The following is a 19,730-nucleotide window of genomic DNA, read 5'->3' on the forward strand; positions in this document are numbered from 1 at the left end:
GCCATGCCCAAGCACATCCTGGTCGGCTACGACGGCTCCGAGACCGCCCGTCGCGCGTATCTCCTCGCGCTGGACCTGGCCGCCTGCGCCGGTGCGGCGGTACATGTGGTTTCGGTCATGCAGTGGGAGAACGGCGCGGACACCTCCGCCCTCATGATGGCGGGCGTGGGTGAGGACCGGCTCAACGGCCTGCGCGAAGAGGTGGCTGCCTTGCAACCCGATCCGGGCGTCCCGGTCGAGGTGGCGCTCGTGCATGGCAGCCCAGGCGACGCCCTGCTCTCCTATGTGGCTCAACACGGCGTGGACCACATCGTGATCGGCCACACGGAACGGGGCGCCCTGGCCCGCTGGCTGGTCGGCTCGACCTCGACGGACGTCCTCGCCAAGGCCCACGTGCCCGTGACCGTGGTGCGTTAGAAGCCCGGCTTTGTCACAATCCCGTCATTGCCCGCCGGGGGCGACACGACAAAGCGATCGAGGAACACTCGCAGTGAGCTACGCCGCCACCTTGCCATGGACGCTTGAAAAACTGGACCTCTCGCGGATCGACATCGAGAAGGTCAGGCACAACGAAGACCTCTTTTTTCTCCTGTGCAGTTCGTCCTTCGTCGAAAGCGGCTCGGACCTGTACACGCACAACCTCGTCGACCACTTCGCTGGCGACGACGAACTGCAGGGCTGGCTTCGCGACCACTGGGAGCACGAGGAACTGCAGCACGGCCGCGCGCTCGCTGCCTATGTGCAACACGTCTGGCCCGAGTTCGATTGGGATGCCGGCTTCAAGAGCTTCTTCGCGCACTACGGGTCGGTATGCACGTCGGAGGAACTGGAGCCGAATCGCGGCCTCGAACTCGCTGCGCGCTGCGTGGTGGAGACCGGCACCGCCAGCCTCTATCGCGCGCTCAACGATGTCACCGACGAGCCCGTGCTGCGCGAACTGACCAACTACATCAAGAGCGACGAGGTGCGGCATTACAAGCACTTCTATCAGCACTTCCGCATCTATCGCGAGCGGGACGGCATTGGCCGCATGAGCACGCTCCGCACGCTCGTGAAGCGCCTGCGCGAAATCAAGAACGAAGACAGCGACATCGCGCTGCGCCACGTCTTCAACGTGCGTTATCCCGAGCAGGCGCAGGACGATGTGGCTTTCCGCCGCGTGACCTCTAAGGCCGAAGGGCTGTTGAAGCGCCATATCCCCGCCGAAATGACGGTGAAGATGCTGCTGCGGCCGCTGGACCTGCCGCCGCGGTTGAATGCCATGCTGGAATGGCCACTGACGCGGATCACCGAAAAGCTGTTCCTGCATTGATCGGTGCGGCGTGCGCGCCGCACCGTCACCCTTGCTACTTCTTCTTCGGCAATGGCGCCCATTTCTCCGGGTCGAAACCGCCTGTCTCGAACACGAGTGTGGTTTCACCGCGGCTGACCGTCACGACGTCGATGGTCAGCCGTTTCGTTTTCGCCAGATCCTTCAGGAAGGCCGCGTCATTGCGAAACAGCAGCGCCGGCTCGCCGGTCGGCGGGCGGAACGCCTTGATCGTCTTCGGCTTGCCGTCGAAGGTGGCCTTGAGCGAGCAATCGCCCTGGCAGACAAAGCCCTTCCCGGTCGTTGCATAGAGAAACACGCTCTGCCCCCATGCCGTATGCCTGCGCAGGATCAGGCGCACCGTCTGTTCGCCGTTGGGGCGGGTCGACTGGATCGTGGCGGTACTCTGCGTGCCGCCCTGCATCGGCGAGGTCTGGTAGAGCCACAGCGCCGCGAGCCGGGTCTTTTCGCTGGCCGCCTTGTAGTTGGCCTCCAGTTCGTCGAGGGTCTTCTTCACCTCGGCGGCCGCAGGCGTATCGGGGTATTTGTCGACGATCTCGTGACCCAACTGCACGGCAGGACCATCGTTGTGCAGTTTCAGGAGCTGCTGATAGGTCTCGAGTTTCTTGGCTGCCTCGTTCGCCGGGTTGTCGGCCGCGGGCGCCTGCGCCGCTTGCTGGTCCTGCGGTGACGAACAGGCGGATACCAGGGCGAGGCTGGCCAGAAGAATCGCGATACGGCGCATGATCTTGCGCTCCCAGAGCGGAAAACCCTAGCTTCGCCGATAGGGCAGCGCGGATCAATTTGCGAACAACCGCGCTGCCAACGACGCGGCGTAAAATCCGCGCTTGCCCAAGGATCGCCTATGTCGTCCACCTCCCCCGACGCGACCTCGCTGTTCCGCCATCGCGCCTTCGTACAGTTCTGGTTCGCAAAAAACGCGTCGAGCTTCGGCTTTCAGATGATGTCCGTAGCGGTAGGCTGGCAGATCTACGAGTTGACCCATCGCGCCCTCGACCTCGGCCTCATCGGCCTCGTGCAATTCGTGCCGTCGGTACTTCTGGCCCTGCCTGCGGGGCACGTGGCGGACCAGTTCGACCGGCGCCGCATCGTTACCGTTTGCCAGGCCATCGAGTGGGTCGCCATCGCCCTGCTGGCCGTATTCAGCCTATCCGGGCGCCTCAACGAGACTGGCATCCTCTGCCTGGTCTTCGTCGTGAGCCTGGCAAAAACCTTCGAGTTCCCAGCCCTGCAATCCATGCTTCCTGCTCTGGTGCCGATCCAGATACTGCCGCGCGCCATGGCAGCCAACGCCGCCGCGGGCCAGGCGGCGATGATCGCTGGACCCGCTCTGGGCGGCCTGCTCTATGTGGCCGGCGCCGGAACGGTCTACGGCGTCTCGGCAGGGCTCTACCTCGTGGCACTGGTGCTGATGTCGCGGCTGGCGTACGACCACATGCCGCCACGCCGCGAACCAGCCACGTTGAAGACGCTGTTTGCCGGCGTCCATTTCATCCGCCACCGCCCTGCCGTCCTCGGCGTGATCTCGCTCGATCTGTTCGCCGTGCTGCTCGGCGGCGCCACGGCGCTCCTGCCGATCTTCGCCAAGGACATCCTGCACACCGGGCCCTGGGGTCTCGGCGTCCTGCGCGCCGCGCCCGCCGTGGGCGCGTTGCTGATGTCGTTGTGGCTGGCCCGACATGCGCTGGAACGGCGCGTCGGGCCGATCATGTTCGCCTCGGTGGCCGGCTTCGGCGCCGCGACGCTGGTGTTCGCCCTGTCCACGAACCTTTGGTTGTCGGTGGGCGCCTTGTTCGCCCTGGGCGCCTTCGACATGGTCAGCATGGTGATTCGCGGCGCGCTCGTGCAGTTGGAAACCCCGGACGACATGCGCGGCCGCGTCAGCGCGGTCAACGCCATCTTCATCAACACCTCCAACCAGCTCGGCGAGTTCGAATCCGGGCTGCTCGCCGCGGCCGTTGGCGCGGTGAACGCCACCCTGGTCGGCGGCATCGGCACGCTGGTGGTCGTGGCACTCTGGATGTGGTGGTTCCCCTCCCTGCGTCGCCGCCAGGGCCTGGTATCGGCTCCCGAACCGGTCGAGGGCGCCAGCGGCACGATCTGACACGGCGCCACAAACGTGTTATTAGGTGGACGTCTATACCGCCAAAGGGGAAGTCAGCCACCATGAAGCGCCTGCTTGCCGCCGCCCTCGTCGCCTTCGTCGCGACCGCCCATGCCGCCCATGACGGCCCTGCCAGCCTCGACGCAGCGCTCGCCCAGGGCAAGCGCGAGCACAAGCCGGTGTTGATCGATTTCCAGGCCGTGTGGTGTTACTCCTGCTACTACATGGCGAGCCACGTGCTGAACGGCAAGGAGTGGGACGACCTCAATACCAAGATCGTGTTCTACGAAGCCGACGCCGACAAGCCCGCCGATCAGGCCTGGATGAAGAAACTCAACGTCCACTTCCTTCCGACCTATGTCGCGATCGGACCGGACGGCGAAGAACTCGGCCGCATTCTCGCCGAGCGACCGCGCGAAACGTTCTATCCCGAGGTGGCCGCCCTTCTCTCCGGCGACGCGCGGCTATCGAAGCAGAAGGCCGATGCGGCGAAGGGCTCCATGGCGGCGGTCGCCGACGTGCTCGACACCTACCAGCAGCGCTATGAAGGCAAGGAAGGCATGGCATGGTTCGACACGCTGCCACCGATGGTGCGCAACGTATCGGACAAGGACAAGCGCGTGGCGCTCGCGAAGCAGCGGCTTCTGTTGCTGCAGGCCAATGGCGCGAAGGACGACAAGGGCATCATCGATGCCGCGACGAAGGTGCTCGCGGGCAACATCGGGTGCGAACGTCCGTATGTACTCGACGACCTCGTTTCCGCAAGCGCGTCGCAACCGGCGGATGCGCGCAAGGCCTTGCTCCAGCCGCAGAAGGCCCCGTATGAGCAGTTCCTCGACACGCAGGTGTTCACAGCATCGCCCGCATGCGCCGATCAACGCAGCGCTGTGCTGACAGCAGCGGATCTCGACGCGGCACTCGACGACCACGCCGCGGAACAGGCCGTGCTGCGCAAGGCGATCGATCTCAGCCGCGACCGGTTGCATGGCGACCTGCGCAGCGATCGCAACCTGGCCGACAACCTGCGCGTGTACCTCGTGCGTGCCAAGGCAGGCGACGAACTCGACACGCTGGAGAAGCAGTTGATCGCCGCCTATCCGGACGACTACGTCTACAACTATCGCTATGGTCGTCGACTTGTCGAAGCGGGCAAGGCTGCCGAGGGGCTTCCGTATCTCGAAGCCGCGGCGAAGAAGGCCTATGGCGCCAACGAGATCACTGTGGCGAGCTTCCGGGTGAAAGCGCTGCGTGCGCTCCATCGCGATGACGAGGCACGCAAGCTGGTCGCTAAGACCGTCGCCGCCCAGGGCAAGGCCTTTCCGGAACAGGCGAAGAAGCTGCAGGATGCATTGAACTCCTGACCGCTCCTGGGGCCGTCCGCGATGGGCGGCCCCAGGACAGTGCGGATGCGCCGCGTCCATGGTGCGCGGCCGGGACACACTGCTACGCTGTTCCGGTCCCCCGCTCCGGAGCTGTCATGATCGTCGTTCACCACCTGAACAACTCGCGCTCGCAGCGCGTGCTCTGGTTGCTGGAAGAACTCGGCCTGCCCTACGAGATCGTGCGCTATCAGCGCGATCCGAAGACGATGCTGGCGCCCAAGGCACTGCGCGAAGTACATCCGCTCGGCAAATCGCCTGTCGTCGTGGATGGCGACGTGACCGTGGCCGAGTCGGGCGCGATCGTCACCTACCTGCTCGATCGCTATGGCGAGGGTCGCCTGCGTCCCTCACCGGGCACGGCCGATGCGCGACGCTTCGATTATTTCATGCACTACGCAGAGGGCTCCGCCATGCCGCCCCTGCTCTTGAAGCTCGTGTTCTTGCGCATGGAGTCCGCCCCCGTTCCGTTCTTCGCCAAGCCCATTGCACGCATGCTGGCGCGTGGTGCGCAGAAGAGCTTCGTCGATCCCCAGCTCACCCTGCATCTCGATTACATGGAGAGCGAAATCGGCAAGACGGGCTGGTTCGCGGGAGATGCGTTCACCGCGGCGGACATCCAGATGAGCTTCCCGCTCGAAGCGGCCGTCAGCCGCGGCGGTCTCGACGCCACGCGTCCCGGGCTGCTCGGTTTCCTCGAACGTATCCATGCGAGGCCCGCCTATCGGGCGGCGCTGGAACGCGCTGGCGACTACGACCTGGTCGCCAAGCCGGCACGCTGAACCCCTGCTCAATCCGCCGCCCGCCTTTTACACCGTCCTCACGGGGCCGACCGCAAAGTCGTTACGACCGCAAACGTCTAGGGAGCCTTCCAATGAGCAGAAATCGCGAATTCGCCCGCCAGGTCGAGAGCGCCGTGAACGGGGTGTCCGGCCGCGTTCGCCACTATGCCGATGAGGCATCGAGCGTCGGTAACGATCTGCTCGAACGGAGCCGTCGGGTCACCGGAAAGCTTGCCAAGCGCACGAACGGCAACGGCCAGCGCATCCGCTATATGGCCGAGGACGTCGCCGACGAGGCCACGTACCAGTACCGCAAGCTGCGCAAGCAGGTGCGTCGCAACCCGGGCGTCGCCATCGGTATCGCGGCCGCCGCCATCGGTACGTTCCTGCTGATTCGCCACGCGCTGCGCGACGACGACTGAGCGATAGCGACAACGATTAATGAGGGCCTGCGGCGGTGCAGGCGAAGGCCGGGAGCAATCCCGGCCTTTTTTTGTTGTGGGAGCCACCCTGGTGCTAAAAGCCAACGGGGCGGTGTTGTGGGAGCCGCCATGGCGGCGAGGAGCCAACAGAGCGGCGACGCGGGAAACCAGCGAGGAACGGTGAGGCAAGCCTTCCCTCGCCGCCGTGGCGGCTCCTACAAGAGCGCCTCAGTGTTGGCCTACTCGCAAATCGCGAAGCACCTTTACCGATCGTGCCGCGTCGGCGTTCAGGGCACCGGATGCTGTTCGACCACCTTGTCCACGTGCCAGCGCACAGCCGGCGCATCCTGCGGCACACCCTTCGGATGGACCTCGGTGATCTTCAGCAGGTATTCGTTGCCCGGCTTCCAATCGAAGTCTTCGATCGGCACGGCGGTCGTCTGCCATGGCTCGTTGGGCTGTTCGCGGTATTGCAGGCACTCTGCTTTGGTGGCGCCATTCGTGCACGGCGCCTTGGCGCCTGCGACGTAGAGGAGCCGGGAACGGGAGCCGTGGTCGCTGGGCGACGTGGCACAACCCGTCAACAGGGCGGCGATGACGGCAAAGGCGAATGGGCGCATGGGTTGGGGTCCGCGATCGGTGAACGGGTAAGGGATACCAGCCGGTCCATGGACGGTGTGTGATGCGGAAACGACGAGGGCCGGTCGCCCGGCCCTCGTCTTCCCACATCTCCCGGCCGTCAGACCGTCATGGGATTGGGCTTGTCGACGTCGAGCTTGTATTCCTTGATGGCGCGGCTGACGTCCTTGGCGTTGACCTTGCCGTCCTTCGCCAGCGCGGCAAGGGCCGCATGTGCGATCCAGTAGCGGTCCACTTCGAAGTGCCCGCGCAGGTTCGCACGCGTATCGCTGCGACCGAAGCCGTCCGTGCCCAGCACCGTATAGCGCATGCCGTCGGGCATGAACGCGCGGATCTGGTCGGCGAACTCGCGCACGTAGTCGGTGGCGGCAACGGCCGGACCCTGGCGATCGGCCAGCAGCCCCGTCACATACGGCACGCGCTGCGTCGCTTCCGGATGCAGGCGGTTCCAGCGCTCGGCATCGAAGCCTTCGCGACGCACTTCCGAGAAGCTCGGCACCGACCAGATATCGGAGGTGACGCCGAAATCCTTCTCCAGCAGCTCCGCGGCCGCGATGACCTCGCGAAGAATGGTGCCCGAGCCCATGAGCTGTACGCGTGGCTCGTTCTTCTTGGCCTTACCGCCGTCCTTGAACAGGTACATGCCCTTGACGATGCCTTCCTCGCTCCCCTTCGGCAGATCGGGGTGGGCATAGTTCTCGTTCATGACCGTGATGTAGTAGTAGACGTCTTCCTGCTCCTGCATCATCCGGCGCGTGCCGTCCTGCAGGATCACCGCCAATTCGTAAGAGAAGGTGGGATCGTAGGACACGACGTTCGGGATCGCACCGGAGAGCAGGTGCGAATGGCCGTCCTCATGCTGCAGGCCTTCGCCGTTCAGCGTGGTGCGACCCGACGTACCGCCGATCAGGAAGCCGCGCGCGCGCATGTCGCCCGCCGCCCAGCAGAGGTCGCCGATGCGCTGGAAGCCGAACATCGAGTAATAGATGAAGAACGGCAGCATCGCCACGTTGCTGACGCTGTAGCTGGTGGCTGCCGCGAGCCACGCGCTCATGCCGCCCGCCTCGCTGATGCCTTCCTGCAGCACCTGGCCCTTCTGGTCCTCGCGGTAGTAGAGCAGCTGGTCGGCGTCCTGCGGACGATACTTCTGCCCGAACGGCGCGTAGATGCCGATCTGGCGGAACATGCCTTCCATACCGAACGTCCGCGCTTCGTCGGCCACGATCGGGACGAGGCGCGGACCGAGTTCCTTGTCACGCAGCATGAGGTTCATGCCGCGAACGAGGGCCATGGTCGTGGAGATCTCACGATCGCCGGTGCCCTTGGTGATCTGGTCGAACGCGTCGAGCGCCGGCGCCTTGAACGACTGGTCCGCCTTGCGGCGACGCTGCGGCAGCGAACCGCCGAGCGCACGGCGACGCTCCAGCATGTACTGCACTTCGTCCGAGTCCTTGCCCGGGTGGTAGTACGGCACTTCGTCCAGCTTGTCGTCGGGCACCGGGATATTGAAGCGATCGCGGAAGGCGCGAACGGCCTCGGTATCCATCTTCTTCTGGTTGTGCGCGGGGTTCTGCGATTCGCCCGCCGCGCCCATGCCGTAGCCCTTCACCGTCTTGGCGAGGATCACGGTCGGCATGCCGGTGGTGTTCACTGCCGCGTGGTACGCCGCGTACACCTTGTGCGGGTCGTGGCCGCCACGGTTCAGGCGCCAGATGTCGTCGTCGGACATGTTCGCAACGAGCGCTGCCGTCTCCGGATACTTGCCGAAGAACTTCTCGCGTGTGTACGCGCCGCCGAAGGCCTTGCACGCCTGGTACTCACCGTCGACGGTTTCCATCATGAGCTGGCGCAGCTTGCCGGTGGTGTCACGGGCAAGGAGCGGATCCCAGTAGCTGCCCCAGACGACCTTGATCGCATTCCAGCCCGCGCCACGGAACACACCTTCCAGTTCCTGGATGATCTTGCCGTTGCCACGCACCGGACCGTCGAGACGCTGCAGGTTGCAGTTGATGACGAAGATGAGGTTGTCGAGGCCTTCGCGACCCGCCAGCGAGATCGCGCCGAGCGACTCCGGCTCGTCCGACTCGCCGTCGCCCATGAAGCACCAGATCTTGCGATCGGTCTTCGGCATGAGGCCGCGATGTTCCAGGTACTTCCAGAACTGGGCCTGATAGATCGCCTGGATCGGACCGAGACCCATGGACACCGTCGGTACCTGCCAGTAATCCGGCATCAGGTACGGATGCGGATAGGACGACAGGCCACGGCCCTTACCGGCCACTTCCATGCGGAAGAGGTCGAGCTGGTCTTCGCTGATGCGACCTTCGAGGAAGGAGCGCGCATACACGCCGGGTGCCGAGTGGCCCTGGTGGAAGACCAGGTCGCCCGGATGGTCGGCGCTCGGAGCGCGCCAGAAATGATTGAAGCCCACGTCGTACAACGTGGCCGACGAGGCGAAGCTGGAGATGTGACCGCCGAGGTCGCCCGGCTTGCGGTTGGCGCGCACCACCGTGGCGAGCGCATTCCAGCGGATCAGCGAGCGGATGCGCCATTCGAGAGCGGCGTCGCCCGGGCTGCGCGCTTCCATGTGCGGCGGGATGGTGTTGACGTACTCGGTCGTCGGATCGAACGGCAGGTAGCCACCGGCGCGACGGGTGGAGTCGACCATCCGTTCCAGCAGGAAATGCGCGCGCTCGGTGCCATCGTGATTGATGACGGCGTTGAGCGATTCGACCCACTCGCGGGTTTCGGTGGGGTCGAGGTCCTGGTTCAGGATGTCGTCGAACTGGTCCATGGATGCTCCGCTCGCGCATGACGCGCGCTCATGGGGACTGAAGAAGGCCGCTGGGGTGGCGGGAAAACCTTTCCATGATAACCCAAGGTTCGCGGATACGCGGCCGTATGGGCGCTTGGATCGAGGCAAATGGGATATGTGGCGAGCCTGCCGGCTGTCGCCGGATCGCCAGCAGGCTGGCTCCCACCGGACAAGCGGGCTCCCATCCGACAAGTCGACTCCCACCCGGAAGCCGGACTCCTTCTGAACCAGCCCTCCGCAACGGGGATCTGCCGGCTGTCGCCGGATCGCCAGCAGGCTGGCTCCCACCGGACAAGCGGGCTCCCATCCGACAAGTCGACTCCCACCCGGAAGCCGGACTCCTCTGAACCAGCCCTCCGCAACGGGGATCTGCCGGCTTCGCCGGATCGCCAGCAGGCTGGCTCCCACCGACAAGCGGGCTCCCATCCGACAAGTCGACTCCCACCCGGAAGCCGGATTCCTTCTGGAGCAGGTCCTCCGCAACGGGGATCTGCCGGCTTCGCCGGATCGCCAGCAGGCTGGCTCCCACCAACAAGCCGGTTCACATCCGAGAAGTTGACCCTCACCCGACAAGCTGGCTCCCACCGGGTTGCGCTTTGGTGGGAGCCAGCCTGCTGGCGATGGTCGTGCCGCGACTCAGTCGTTTACGACCGTACGCGGCTTACCGGCGCGGATCTGCGCCTCCACACACGCCACCGAGGTCATGTTGACCACGCGGCGCACCGTGGCCTGCGGAGTCAGGATGTGGGCCGGCTTCGCCACGCCCATGAGGATCGGCCCGATGACCACGCCGTCGCACAGCACGCGGACCATGTTGTAGGCCGTATTGGCCGCGTCCAGGTTCGGGAAGACGAAGACATTGGCCTTGCCCTCCAACCGCGAGTTCGGAAAGATCCGCTCGCGCAGTTCCGGCGTCAGGGCCACATCGGCCTGCATCTCGCCTTCCACTTCGAGCCGCGGGGCGCGCTCGCGGATCAGGTTCAATGCGGCGCGCATCTTGCGCGAATTGCGCGTCTCGCGGCTACCGAAGTTGGAATTGGACAGCAGCGCGATCTTCGGCTGGATACCGAACAGCTTGAGGCGAATCGACGCCTGCAGGGTCGCCTCGGCGATCTGCTCCGCGCTCGGGTCTTCCTGCACGTACGTGTCGAGAAAGAAGAACGTGCCCTTCTCGGTCGCCACCGCGGCCATGGCGGACGCTTCGGCGATGCCTTCGTCCAAACCGATGATGTCGCAGATGTAATCGAGCTTGCTCTGGTAGGTGCCGACGAGGCCGCAGATCATCGCGTCCGCCTCACCCCGCTCCACCATCAGCGCGGCGATCACGGTCGGGCGCGAGCGCACCACCGCCTTGGCGGATGCGGGCGTCACCCCACGGCGTTCCATGATCGAGTGGTAGAGGCGCCAATAGGCCTCGAAACGCGGGTCGGAGTGGATGTTGCACATTTCGAAATCGACGCCAGGCTTGAGGCGCAGGCCGGCGCGCGCGATGCGCTTCTCGATGACGTCCGGACGGCCTACGAGGATCGGCCGGGCCAGACCCTCGTCCACCACCGTCTGCACGGCGCGCAGCACGGTTTCTTCCTCGCCCTCGGCGTAGACCACCCGCTTCGGATCGGCCTTGGCGCGATCGAACACCGGCTTCATCAGCAGGCCGGTGCGGAACACGAAGCTGGTGAGCTTCTCGACGTAGGCAGGGAAATCGGTGATCGGACGCTCAGCGACGCCGGAGTCCATCGCCGCCTGCGCAATGGCCGGCGGGAGCTGGATCAGCAGGCGCGGGTCGAACGGCTGCGGAATCAGGTAATCCGCGCCGAAGCTCGGCGGCTTGCCGCCATAGGCGCGGGCGCTCACGTCGGACGATTCGCGCCGTGCCAGCTCCGCGATCGCCTGCACGCAGGCAACCTTCATGGCCTCGTTGATGACCGTGGCGCCAACGTCGAGCGCGCCGCGGAACAGATACGGGAAGCACAGCGCGTTATTGACCTGGTTCGGGTAGTCCGAGCGCCCGGTGGCCATGATGCAATCGGGACGCACGGCCTTGGCGTCTTCCGGCAGGATCTCCGGATTGGGATTGGCCAGCGCGAAGATGATGGGGCGGTCCGCCATCGTGGCGACCATTTCCGGCTTCAGGATGCCGCCGGCCGAAAGGCCGAGGAAGATGTCCGCGCCTTCGACGATCTCGGCCAGCGTGCGCTTGTCGGTATCGCGCGCATAGCGCTGCTTGTCCGGATCGAGGTCGGTGCGGCCGGTGTGCAGCACGCCGTCGCGATCGAACGCGAGGATGTTTTCCTTCCGCATGCCCAGCGTCACGAGCATGTCGACACAGGAAATGCCCGCGGCGCCCATGCCGGTGGTGGCGAGCTTCACGTCCTCGATCTTCTTGCCCGTGACCAGCAGCGCATTGATGACCGCGGCGCCAACGATGATCGCGGTGCCATGCTGGTCGTCGTGGAAGACGGGAATCTTCATCCGCTCGCGCAGCTTGCGCTCGACGATGAAGCACTCCGGCGCCTTGATGTCCTCGAGGTTGATGCCGCCGAAGGTCGGCTCCAGGCTGGCGATGATGTCGACCAGCTTGTCCGGGTCGGTCTCGTCGATCTCGATGTCGAAGACATCGATGCCGGCGAACTTCTGGAACAGCACGCCCTTGCCTTCCATCACCGGCTTACCGGCGAGCGCGCCGATATTGCCGAGGCCCAGCACGGCCGTACCGTTGGAAATGACCGCTACGAGATTCGAGCGCGCGGTCAGTTCGGCAGCGGCTCGCGGGTCTGCCACGATCGCATCGCACGCAGCGGCGACGCCGGGCGAATACGCAAGCGACAGATCCCGCTGGGTGAGCAACGACGTGGTCGGCGTGACCTTGATCTTGCCCGGGCGCGGAAGGCGGTGATATTCGAGAGCGGCTTGCCTCAGTTCCTCGGAAATGGCCATGGGATCCTGTGCGATTCGGCGAAAGGGAAAGGCTTGACGCGGCTTGGGCCGGCGATTGACCCGGCATGTTAGCACCGCGTCCTGCGCTCCCAGCCCCTTCCACTGTGTTGCATTGCGACAAGCAGTGATACCGATTTCGACCTATCGCGCGCAGGCATGGCTGTGCTCCGCGAGCGTGCAGAACGCCCGCGAGCGACCATGCGGTCGGGTATGCCGTGAGATCGAATTCGCCCGCGCGGATCAAAGACCGAGGGAGATTTCCTCGGCTTCCACGCCCGCCATGTGGATATGGTTGACGAAGAGGGAGAAGGCCAGCTTTCCCGCCAGGCCATGCACGTGCTGCATCCAGGGTGGGAGATAACGCGGCACAGCCACGTCGCCCGTCTGGAAATGCGGTTCGAGGCTCATCACGTCGTGCAGGGCAAGCTTTCCCGCGAAAAGATTGCGCAACAGATCCAACCGGCGCTGCCGCAGTGCCCAACGGAAGAACGTATGCACGGCGAGCAGGCCGCTCAGGTACACATTGTCCTTCGCGAAGGCGGACCCACCCGTCAACGGCACGCCTCGGAATACGCGCTGCGCGGAGTGGAAGCTGTCCGCCACGTTCTGTCCGCAGGCGCGGAAGTAGCGGAATACCTCGACGAAGTCGGCGCCGTTCAAGGCCATGTCGATGGCGAGAATGCGCAGACTGATGCGCTTCAGCCGGGAAATGTCGATAGCGCCGGACATGAGCTCGGCGAAGACGGCCAACCCTTCCTGCGTCGCAGTAACGCGCGGCGAGGTACGGGCCAGCGAAGCGAGCACGGGTTGCTCGCGTCCGTTGAGCGCGGTGAGCGAGTGGACGAACGCCTCGTGCGCCAGCAGCTGGTGACGGTCGTATTCCGTGAAGCGCACGCCGCCACGCAGCCGGATGCGGGTCGCACCCGCTGCGGCCTTCGCGGTCAGCTCTGGATCGACTTCCACCGAAATCATGCCGGGGGCGAAAAAGGCATCCAGTCGTTCGGCCATGTCCTGGCGCAGTTCCTCGGCAGGAATGGTCCCCGTCGCGTCCTCGGTGTCGAGGTCGGCGCCCAGTTCGTCAGCCAGGTCGACAAAGTAGCGGGCGGCATCGAGATTGCTGCGATTGCTGCCGGGGATGGCGTCGCCGGGTTTGCCGTAGAGCGCGATCGAGGCGGTGGTTACACCGTCGGTGCCTGCGGCGTGCAGCATGTCGGTCGCAATCCGCCAGGACTCGGCCGTGCGGCGAAGGTATTCGGCGATCGGATGGTCCTCGTCCGCCTCCGCCTCGATGGCATCCAGCTCGGCGCGGGTGTCGTCCAGCACCGGGGGGCGGTAGCGAATATCGGGGATCGAGAGGCGTCCGGCGCCGAATTCCTCGATCAGGCGCCCTTCCACCGACGCCGGCCAGGACACGGTGGGCAGGATACGAATGGACCGGACGGCCGCGAGAAGACGCTGATCCAGCGCCGCGTAGCGCCGCATCTCGGGCGAGAGGGAAGACGAAGCGGCGGGGGCATGCATGGCGGCGGATTATAGCCCTGGGAAAGCCGCTTCAACGCGGGCGGCGGGTCATGAAGCCCGCCACGCAGGGTGGCGTCAGCGCGAGGAAATGTATTTTTCGCGGCGGATGTGCTGCACGGAAAGGCCGTGATCCTTCAGCGCGGCGAACGCGGCATCCACCATGTTCGGGTTGCCGCAGAGGTAGGCAATGTCGTCGGTGCCACCGGGCTCAAGCTCGGCCAGCATGTCCTGCACGTAACCCAGCCGATCGTGCGGACGCGGGTTAGGACGCGCGCCGCGGGACAGGCAGGGATGGAAGACGAAACCCTCGTTAGCACGTGCGAACGCTTCGAATTCCTCGCCATACAACAGTTCGCCCTCGTTGCGGGCACCGTAAAGAAGCACGAAACGGCATCCGCGGCTGGCGATGAGCTTCTCGATCTGCGGCAGCATGGCCCGGTACGGCGTGACGCCCGTGCCCGTGGCAATGAGGATGTAGCGCTGATTGGTGTCCCCGTCCATGAGGCAGAAGCGCCCGTACGGGCCGCTCGCATCCACCGTGTCGCCTTGCTCCAGACCGCTAAGCAGCTTCGTGGCGGCACCGCCGTCCACGTAGCTCACCGCAATCTCGATGCGCTGAACGGGGCCACTGCCATCGCCCACCGTACCCACGGAGTAGCTCCGCTTGGTGGGTTTGCCGTCGTCGTAGTTGAAGTGCACCTGGAGGAACTGCCCCGGCACGAACGCCAGCGGCTGACCGTCCACCCGCTCGAAAGCGAGGTGGCGCACCGTCGGGGCGAGCATGAAGCTGTCGACGAGGCGGAGCGGGAACTGTTCTGCCATGGAAAGTCTCTGTTGACGCTGGGGAACGAAGCCCCGCAGCAAAGGCCGGTATAATAGGCGGCTTGTCATCCCGGCGCAGCCCATGACCACTCCTGCTTTACACGTCAACGATTTACGCAAGACCTACGGCAACGGCGTGGAGGCCCTGAAGGGCGTCTCCCTGACCGTCCAGCCGGGCGATTTCTTCGCCCTGCTGGGCCCCAACGGCGCCGGCAAGTCGACCCTGATCGGCATCCTGTCCTCTCTCGTGAACGCCTCGTCGGGCGACGCGGAGATCTTCGGGGTGTCCATTCACAAGCACCGCAGCGATGCCATGCGGCTGATCGGCCTGGTGCCGCAGGAAATCAACTTCAATCAGTTCGAGAAGCCGTTCGACATTTGCGTGAACCAGGCGGGCTTCTACGGCATCGGCCGTGCCGAGGCCTCGGAGCGCGCGGAGAAGTACCTGAAAGAGCTGCGCCTGTGGGAAAAGGCGCACCACCAGGCACGCATGCTCTCCGGCGGCATGAAGCGCCGCCTGATGATCGCGCGCGCCATGATGAACGAGCCGAAGCTGCTGATCCTCGACGAACCCACCGCGGGCGTGGATATCGAAATCCGCCGTTCCATGTGGCAGTTCGTCAGCGGCATCAACGCCGCAGGCACCACGGTGATCCTCACCACGCATTACCTGGAGGAAGCCGAGCAGCTCTGCCGCAACATCGCGATCATCGACCAGGGCCGCATCGTCAAGAACACGACGATGAAGAGCCTGCTCGCCACGCTCGACGTCGAAACCTTCGTGCTCGACGTCTCGGACGTGCCGGCATCGCTGCCGGAGCTTCCAGGCGTGGTCCTGCGCAAGATCGACGATCGCACCATCGAGGCGGAAATGTCGCGAGCGCACGATCTCAACTCCCTGTTCGCCGCACTGTCGGCAAACGGCGTCACCGTCACCTCGATGCGCAACAAGGCCAACCGTCTCGAGGAACTGTTCGTCAGACTGGTCGAGCACGGCCGGGAGAATGCGGCATGAGCGGCTCCACCAACCTCGTCGCGCTCGGTACGATCGTCCGCCGCGAAATCATGCGCATCCTGCGCATCTGGACGCAGACGCTGATCCCGCCCGCCATCACGATGACGCTGTACTTCGTCATCTTCGGCAAGCTCATCGGCAGCCGCATCGGCGAGATGCATGGCTTCACCTACATGCAGTACATCGTGCCCGGCCTGGTCATGATGAGCATCATCACGAACAGCTACGGCAACATTTCGTCCTCGTTCTTCGGTGCCAAGTTCGGCCGTTTCGTCGAGGAGATGCTGGTCTCTCCGATGCCCAATTGGGTGATCCTGCTCGGTTACGTGCTGGGCGCGGTCACGCGTGGCGTCATCGTCGGCGCGCTGGTACTGCTCATCGCGCTGTTCTTCACCGACCTGCACGTGGCCCATCCGATCATCACGTTCCTGTCGGTGCTCCTCGGCGCCACCGTGTTCTCGCTGGCCGGTTTCGTGAACGCCGTATTCGCCAAGAAATTCGACGACATCGCTCTCGTGCCGACCTTCGTGCTCACGCCGCTGACCTATCTGGGTGGCGTGTTCTACTCGGTGGATCTGCTCGGCGAGCCGTGGCGCAGCATCTCGATGGTGAATCCCATCCTGTACATGGTGAACGCGTTCCGTTTCGGCGTGCTCGGCGTGAGCGACGTACCCATCGTCACCGCGTTCGTGGTCATGCTGGTGTTCGTCGTCGGCTTGTCGGCTGTCGCCCTGCGCCTGCTGTCGCGCGGCGTGGGCCTGCGTTCGTAACGGACGATGCGGGTCAACAAATACATCAGTGAAGCCGGCCTCTGCTCCCGTCGCGAGGCAGACGACCTGCTTGTCGCGGGCCGCGTCACCATCAACGACGAAGTCGTCGGCATGGGCGCGAAGGCGCTGGAAGGCGACGTCGTCAAGGTCGATGGCGAAGTCATCGTCGCACGCACGCTCATCGCCAGCCCGGCGAAGAGCCGCGGCGTTTACATCGCCCTCAACAAGCCGGTGGGCATCACCTGCACCACAGACACCACCGTCGACGGCAACATCGTCGACTTCGTGGACCATCCGCAGCGCATCTTCCCGATCGGACGCCTGGACAAGGATTCCGAGGGGCTGATCCTGCTCACCAGCAACGGCGACATCGTCAACGAGATTCTCCGTGCCGAGAACCACCACGAGAAGGAATACCTCGTGGCGGTGAACAAGCCGGTGACGGATGAATTCCTGAAAAGCATGGCCAAGGGCGTGATGATTCACGGCCAGATGACCAAGCCATGCCGCACGCGAAAGATCGCAAAGTTCGGCTTCGCCATCGTGCTTACCCAGGGACTCAACCGGCAGATCCGCCTGATGGCCGCAGCCTTTGGCTATCGTGTGACGCAGCTGCGCCGGGTTCGCATCATCAACGTAAAACTCGGCCATCTGAAGCCCGGGCAATGGCGGAACCTTACCGAGGCGGAGCTGCAAGGGCTCCTCCCCGGCCGCACGCAGTGGTAGAAGCAAACACCTACTGCAGCACGGGCATGGCTGACGCCCCCTCCTGAGTGAGCTTACGGCCTAGTCCGTGGGCTTCCGGCATTCTCCCCGACCCCGATGTCGTCTAATTCGTCCGCGCTCTAGCCACAGGCTCGCCGTGGCTGTACGCAGCTGGACATCCCATGATTTCCCCACCGCGCGTACCGCGCGGGTCATGGTCGTTCCGGTGCTGCTCCCTCAAGGACTACTCCCGACATGAAGTCATATGTGCGACTGGCGCTCACAGCCTGCCTTTTCTCGGCCGCCGCTTCGGCGAACACTGGGCAGGCGCCCATACCAAACACCTTCAACGCACAAAAGGAACTCATGCAGTTCCGCGTGCGTACGCAGGGCGCGTCTGCAGCATTCAGCAGAACGCATAAGGAGCTTCTTGCCTCCTTCCTGGCCCATCCATCCTCACCCTACAGTGAGTTGTTCGCCGAACCCGGATTGGCAAACGAGATATGGTGGCCGGAGTTCATCGGCAGCCTCGCCTCGCGCTTCACCGATGCGGAGCCCATGGTGATACACGCATTGCAGCGGCAATGGGGTTTCACAAAAGCGCGCCCCGGTATCGACATCGACGTTGGACCCGCGCAAACAGCGGCGTACCACGGGCGCGAAGCCGCTGCCAACGCCATGAAGGCCGAGGTCGACGCCGATATCTTCTGGAGAGCACGCGAAAGAAACGGAGCGCACTACGGGCGTGCCGCGGGCGATGCCGTAGCTCTCCAGATCCTGCGTGATCAGATCAAGCGCAACGATCCGTCGACCTACGGGGTACTGGATATCGAGCCAGCGGTACTGGAGCGCTACCTGACGTATGACGGTTGGCCCGAAATCAGCGAGTACGACGCGCGCTATCTCTTTGACCTGTTGAACTACGCACTGCGCACGACGCCTTCATACGATCGCGGAGGCACGGCGGTGATGCTACCGACCATCTACCGTGTTTCCCGCACGGCAGCGGCGTATGCCGATGCGAACGGCTACTTTACGACGGGCGGCCATTGTTCGGGCAACGATGCCCGAACGGATGCCTACGAATCGATTGATGAAGATGACCCACTGTGCTTCATCGCCGCCACGGATCGCGCAGTAAAACTCTGGTACAAGCGCCGGTTGCACTCTGAAGCCATTGTGCACCCACCCCACGCCACATCCCACGCTGGCTTCGGGGAACTGATGTTCTTCGTTCTGACCCTCTTCGATTTGCCCCTGGCTGCGGAAGCCGAGGAGGCCGTGGCGGCATCGGAGCTCGCAGGCGAAGGGGTACTGACTGAGGAAGAAGCTTCCTTCGCGACGTCACGCGCGTCCCTGACCTGTGGGGTGAGCCGATGAACACGACATGGAAGCGCTTTGGCGCACTCCTTGCCGCCCTGGCGTTTCTTCTTGGGTCGAGCATTGGTCTCGCCGCCGGGGGAAACAGACCCAAACAGATTCACGTTGGGGGCAACCATGTTGGCAAGCTGGATGCCGAATGGAAGATCCACTTCGACGCGATCCGCAACTATCTGAGTCGCAATAAAGCAGTGACGAACGACGCCAAAGTGATGGAAAAGCTAAGTGAATGGTCGAGAAAAATGACCGTCGCCAATGTCGAGTACACCTATGTCAGTAATGGCCATCCTCATACGCGTACTTATCATGCAAGGAGCGGCAGGTCTATCGGCGGCATGGTCCGGGCGAGCGAGCGACAGCTCAAGACCGGTAGCACCTCGGGAAGTGAAGGGGAGACTAAAGCCGACGTTGGCGCAGATATTGAAGAGACCGTGTATTACCCAGACGAATACGCCGATACGAGGCGCATAGGCAGTTCGTCGAACGCAAGGGTCCGCAATCTCAATCCCAAAGACTCAAAGTTCCGCGCAACCGATCACCTCCGTGGCCGCGATGCGGAACTGAAGGTCGTTCGTCAGCTTGAAAGCGAGATCGATAAGAAGCTCGTGCCGAGAGGAGGCCGCCTCAAGGTCTTGGTGAGCCAGCCGCCATGCGATTCCTGCACGGAGGTGATGCGGAACTTCTCTGACACCTACAACGTAGAAGTCGAGGTTAACTACCTCGATTCGGCAACGGGAAGCAGGTCTCCCTCAGCACTCAACTTGGACGCCAGGAAGCATTTCCAGGTACGAAAAGAAATCATCAAGAAAGAAATGGCCGTGGGCAAAGTCACCGCCCCCACTGAGCGAGCATGGGGCGAGGAAACGACCAAGATGCTCGAAGAAGCGGCGGTGACCGAAAAGATCGGGCTTCCCGCGGGATGCGAATGATGCAAACGCTGTTGCCTCGGCGCACGACCCGGCGCCTCGGAGCGCTGGGTTGGCTAGTGAGCTCGGCCCTCGCTTGCTTGCGAAGTGCCGATGCCACGTCGGTGATCGACGTAGACGTGTTCCAGGCGCTGCAACGAGAACGCGCGGCCCGGCGCGGTGTCTCGACGACAGAGAAACAAA

General features: G+C 64.1%; 17 protein-coding genes. 11 read left to right on the top strand and 6 right to left on the bottom strand.

Annotated features, from left to right (window positions below):
* The first annotated feature begins 3 nt into the window (after positions 1-3).
* Together IM816_RS16685 and IM816_RS16690 are read left to right on the top strand one after the other, a co-directional pair.
* A complete protein-coding gene (locus IM816_RS16685) occupies positions 4-417 on the top strand; it encodes a universal stress protein (protein WP_250338942.1) in 414 nt (137 codons plus the stop codon).
* Positions 418-490: 73 nt separating this feature from the next.
* Positions 491-1,312, top strand: coding sequence for a ferritin-like domain-containing protein (locus IM816_RS16690; protein ID WP_250338943.1), 822 nt, complete (start codon positions 491-493; stop codon positions 1,310-1,312).
* A 34-nt stretch (positions 1,313-1,346) separates the two neighbouring features.
* On the opposite strand, the gene IM816_RS16695 is transcribed toward IM816_RS16690, so the two are convergent.
* Complete coding sequence (locus tag IM816_RS16695) at positions 1,347-2,054, bottom strand: outer membrane protein assembly factor BamD (protein ID WP_250338944.1); 708 nt, start codon at positions 2,052-2,054, stop codon at positions 1,347-1,349.
* Positions 2,055-2,174: 120 nt separating this feature from the next.
* On the opposite strand from IM816_RS16695, the gene IM816_RS16700 reads away from it, so the two are divergent.
* From IM816_RS16700 to IM816_RS16715, 4 genes are all read left to right on the top strand, one after another.
* Complete coding sequence (locus IM816_RS16700) at positions 2,175-3,434, top strand: MFS transporter (protein ID WP_250338945.1); 1,260 nt, start codon at positions 2,175-2,177, stop codon at positions 3,432-3,434.
* A gap of 62 nt (positions 3,435-3,496) precedes the next feature.
* Positions 3,497-4,795, top strand: a complete 1,299-nt coding sequence (locus IM816_RS16705) for a thioredoxin family protein (RefSeq protein WP_250338946.1) — start codon at positions 3,497-3,499, stop codon at positions 4,793-4,795.
* Between the two features lie 116 nt (positions 4,796-4,911).
* Positions 4,912-5,595 carry a glutathione S-transferase gene (locus IM816_RS16710; protein WP_250338947.1) on the top strand — a complete coding sequence of 228 codons (684 nt, stop codon included), beginning with the start codon at positions 4,912-4,914 and terminating at the stop codon, positions 5,593-5,595.
* A 92-nt stretch (positions 5,596-5,687) separates the two neighbouring features.
* Complete coding sequence (locus IM816_RS16715; protein WP_072323866.1) at positions 5,688-6,017, top strand: hypothetical protein; 330 nt, start codon at positions 5,688-5,690, stop codon at positions 6,015-6,017.
* Positions 6,018-6,304: 287 nt separating this feature from the next.
* Here the strand turns inward: IM816_RS16715 and IM816_RS16720 are convergent, their stop codons facing one another.
* The 5 genes from IM816_RS16720 to IM816_RS16740 form a co-directional block, all read right to left on the bottom strand.
* On the bottom strand, positions 6,305-6,637 hold the full coding sequence (locus tag IM816_RS16720) for a DUF4377 domain-containing protein (RefSeq protein WP_250338948.1): 333 nt from the start codon (positions 6,635-6,637) through the stop codon (positions 6,305-6,307).
* Positions 6,638-6,756: 119 nt separating this feature from the next.
* The gene (gene aceE, locus IM816_RS16725) at positions 6,757-9,450 is read right to left on the bottom strand and encodes a pyruvate dehydrogenase (acetyl-transferring), homodimeric type (protein WP_250338949.1); all 2,694 of its coding nucleotides are present in this window, start codon (positions 9,448-9,450) and stop codon (positions 6,757-6,759) included.
* A 657-nt stretch (positions 9,451-10,107) separates the two neighbouring features.
* Positions 10,108-12,408, bottom strand: a complete 2,301-nt coding sequence (locus tag IM816_RS16730) for an NADP-dependent malic enzyme (RefSeq protein WP_305884067.1) — start codon at positions 12,406-12,408, stop codon at positions 10,108-10,110.
* A gap of 240 nt (positions 12,409-12,648) precedes the next feature.
* Positions 12,649-13,929: a peptidase MATCAP family protein gene (locus tag IM816_RS16735; RefSeq protein WP_250338950.1), complete on the bottom strand. Its 1,281-nt coding sequence runs from the start codon at positions 13,927-13,929 to the stop codon at positions 12,649-12,651.
* A gap of 75 nt (positions 13,930-14,004) precedes the next feature.
* Positions 14,005-14,751, bottom strand: coding sequence for an FAD-binding oxidoreductase (locus IM816_RS16740; protein ID WP_250338951.1), 747 nt, complete (start codon positions 14,749-14,751; stop codon positions 14,005-14,007).
* Between the two features lie 82 nt (positions 14,752-14,833).
* On the opposite strand from IM816_RS16740, the gene IM816_RS16745 reads away from it, so the two are divergent.
* The 5 genes from IM816_RS16745 (at position 14,834) to IM816_RS16765 (ending at position 19,550) form a co-directional block, all read left to right on the top strand.
* On the top strand, positions 14,834-15,766 hold the full coding sequence (locus IM816_RS16745; RefSeq protein WP_250338952.1) for an ABC transporter ATP-binding protein: 933 nt from the start codon (positions 14,834-14,836) through the stop codon (positions 15,764-15,766).
* Positions 15,763-16,536: an ABC transporter permease gene (locus IM816_RS16750; protein WP_250338953.1), complete on the top strand. Its 774-nt coding sequence runs from the start codon at positions 15,763-15,765 to the stop codon at positions 16,534-16,536. The genes IM816_RS16745 and IM816_RS16750 overlap by 4 nt, the downstream gene beginning before the upstream one ends.
* 6 nt (positions 16,537-16,542) lie before the next feature.
* Complete coding sequence (locus IM816_RS16755; protein WP_250338954.1) at positions 16,543-17,262, top strand: pseudouridine synthase; 720 nt, start codon at positions 16,543-16,545, stop codon at positions 17,260-17,262.
* A 234-nt stretch (positions 17,263-17,496) separates the two neighbouring features.
* The gene (locus IM816_RS16760; protein ID WP_250338955.1) at positions 17,497-18,621 is read left to right on the top strand and encodes a hypothetical protein; all 1,125 of its coding nucleotides are present in this window, start codon (positions 17,497-17,499) and stop codon (positions 18,619-18,621) included.
* A complete protein-coding gene (locus IM816_RS16765; protein WP_250338956.1) occupies positions 18,618-19,550 on the top strand; it encodes a deaminase domain-containing protein in 933 nt (310 codons plus the stop codon). The genes IM816_RS16760 and IM816_RS16765 overlap by 4 nt, the downstream gene beginning before the upstream one ends.
* The last annotated feature ends 180 nt before the right edge of the window (positions 19,551-19,730 follow it).

It is taken from the genome of Luteibacter flocculans, from assembly GCF_023612255.1.
Taxonomy (GTDB): domain Bacteria; phylum Pseudomonadota; class Gammaproteobacteria; order Xanthomonadales; family Rhodanobacteraceae; genus Luteibacter; species Luteibacter flocculans.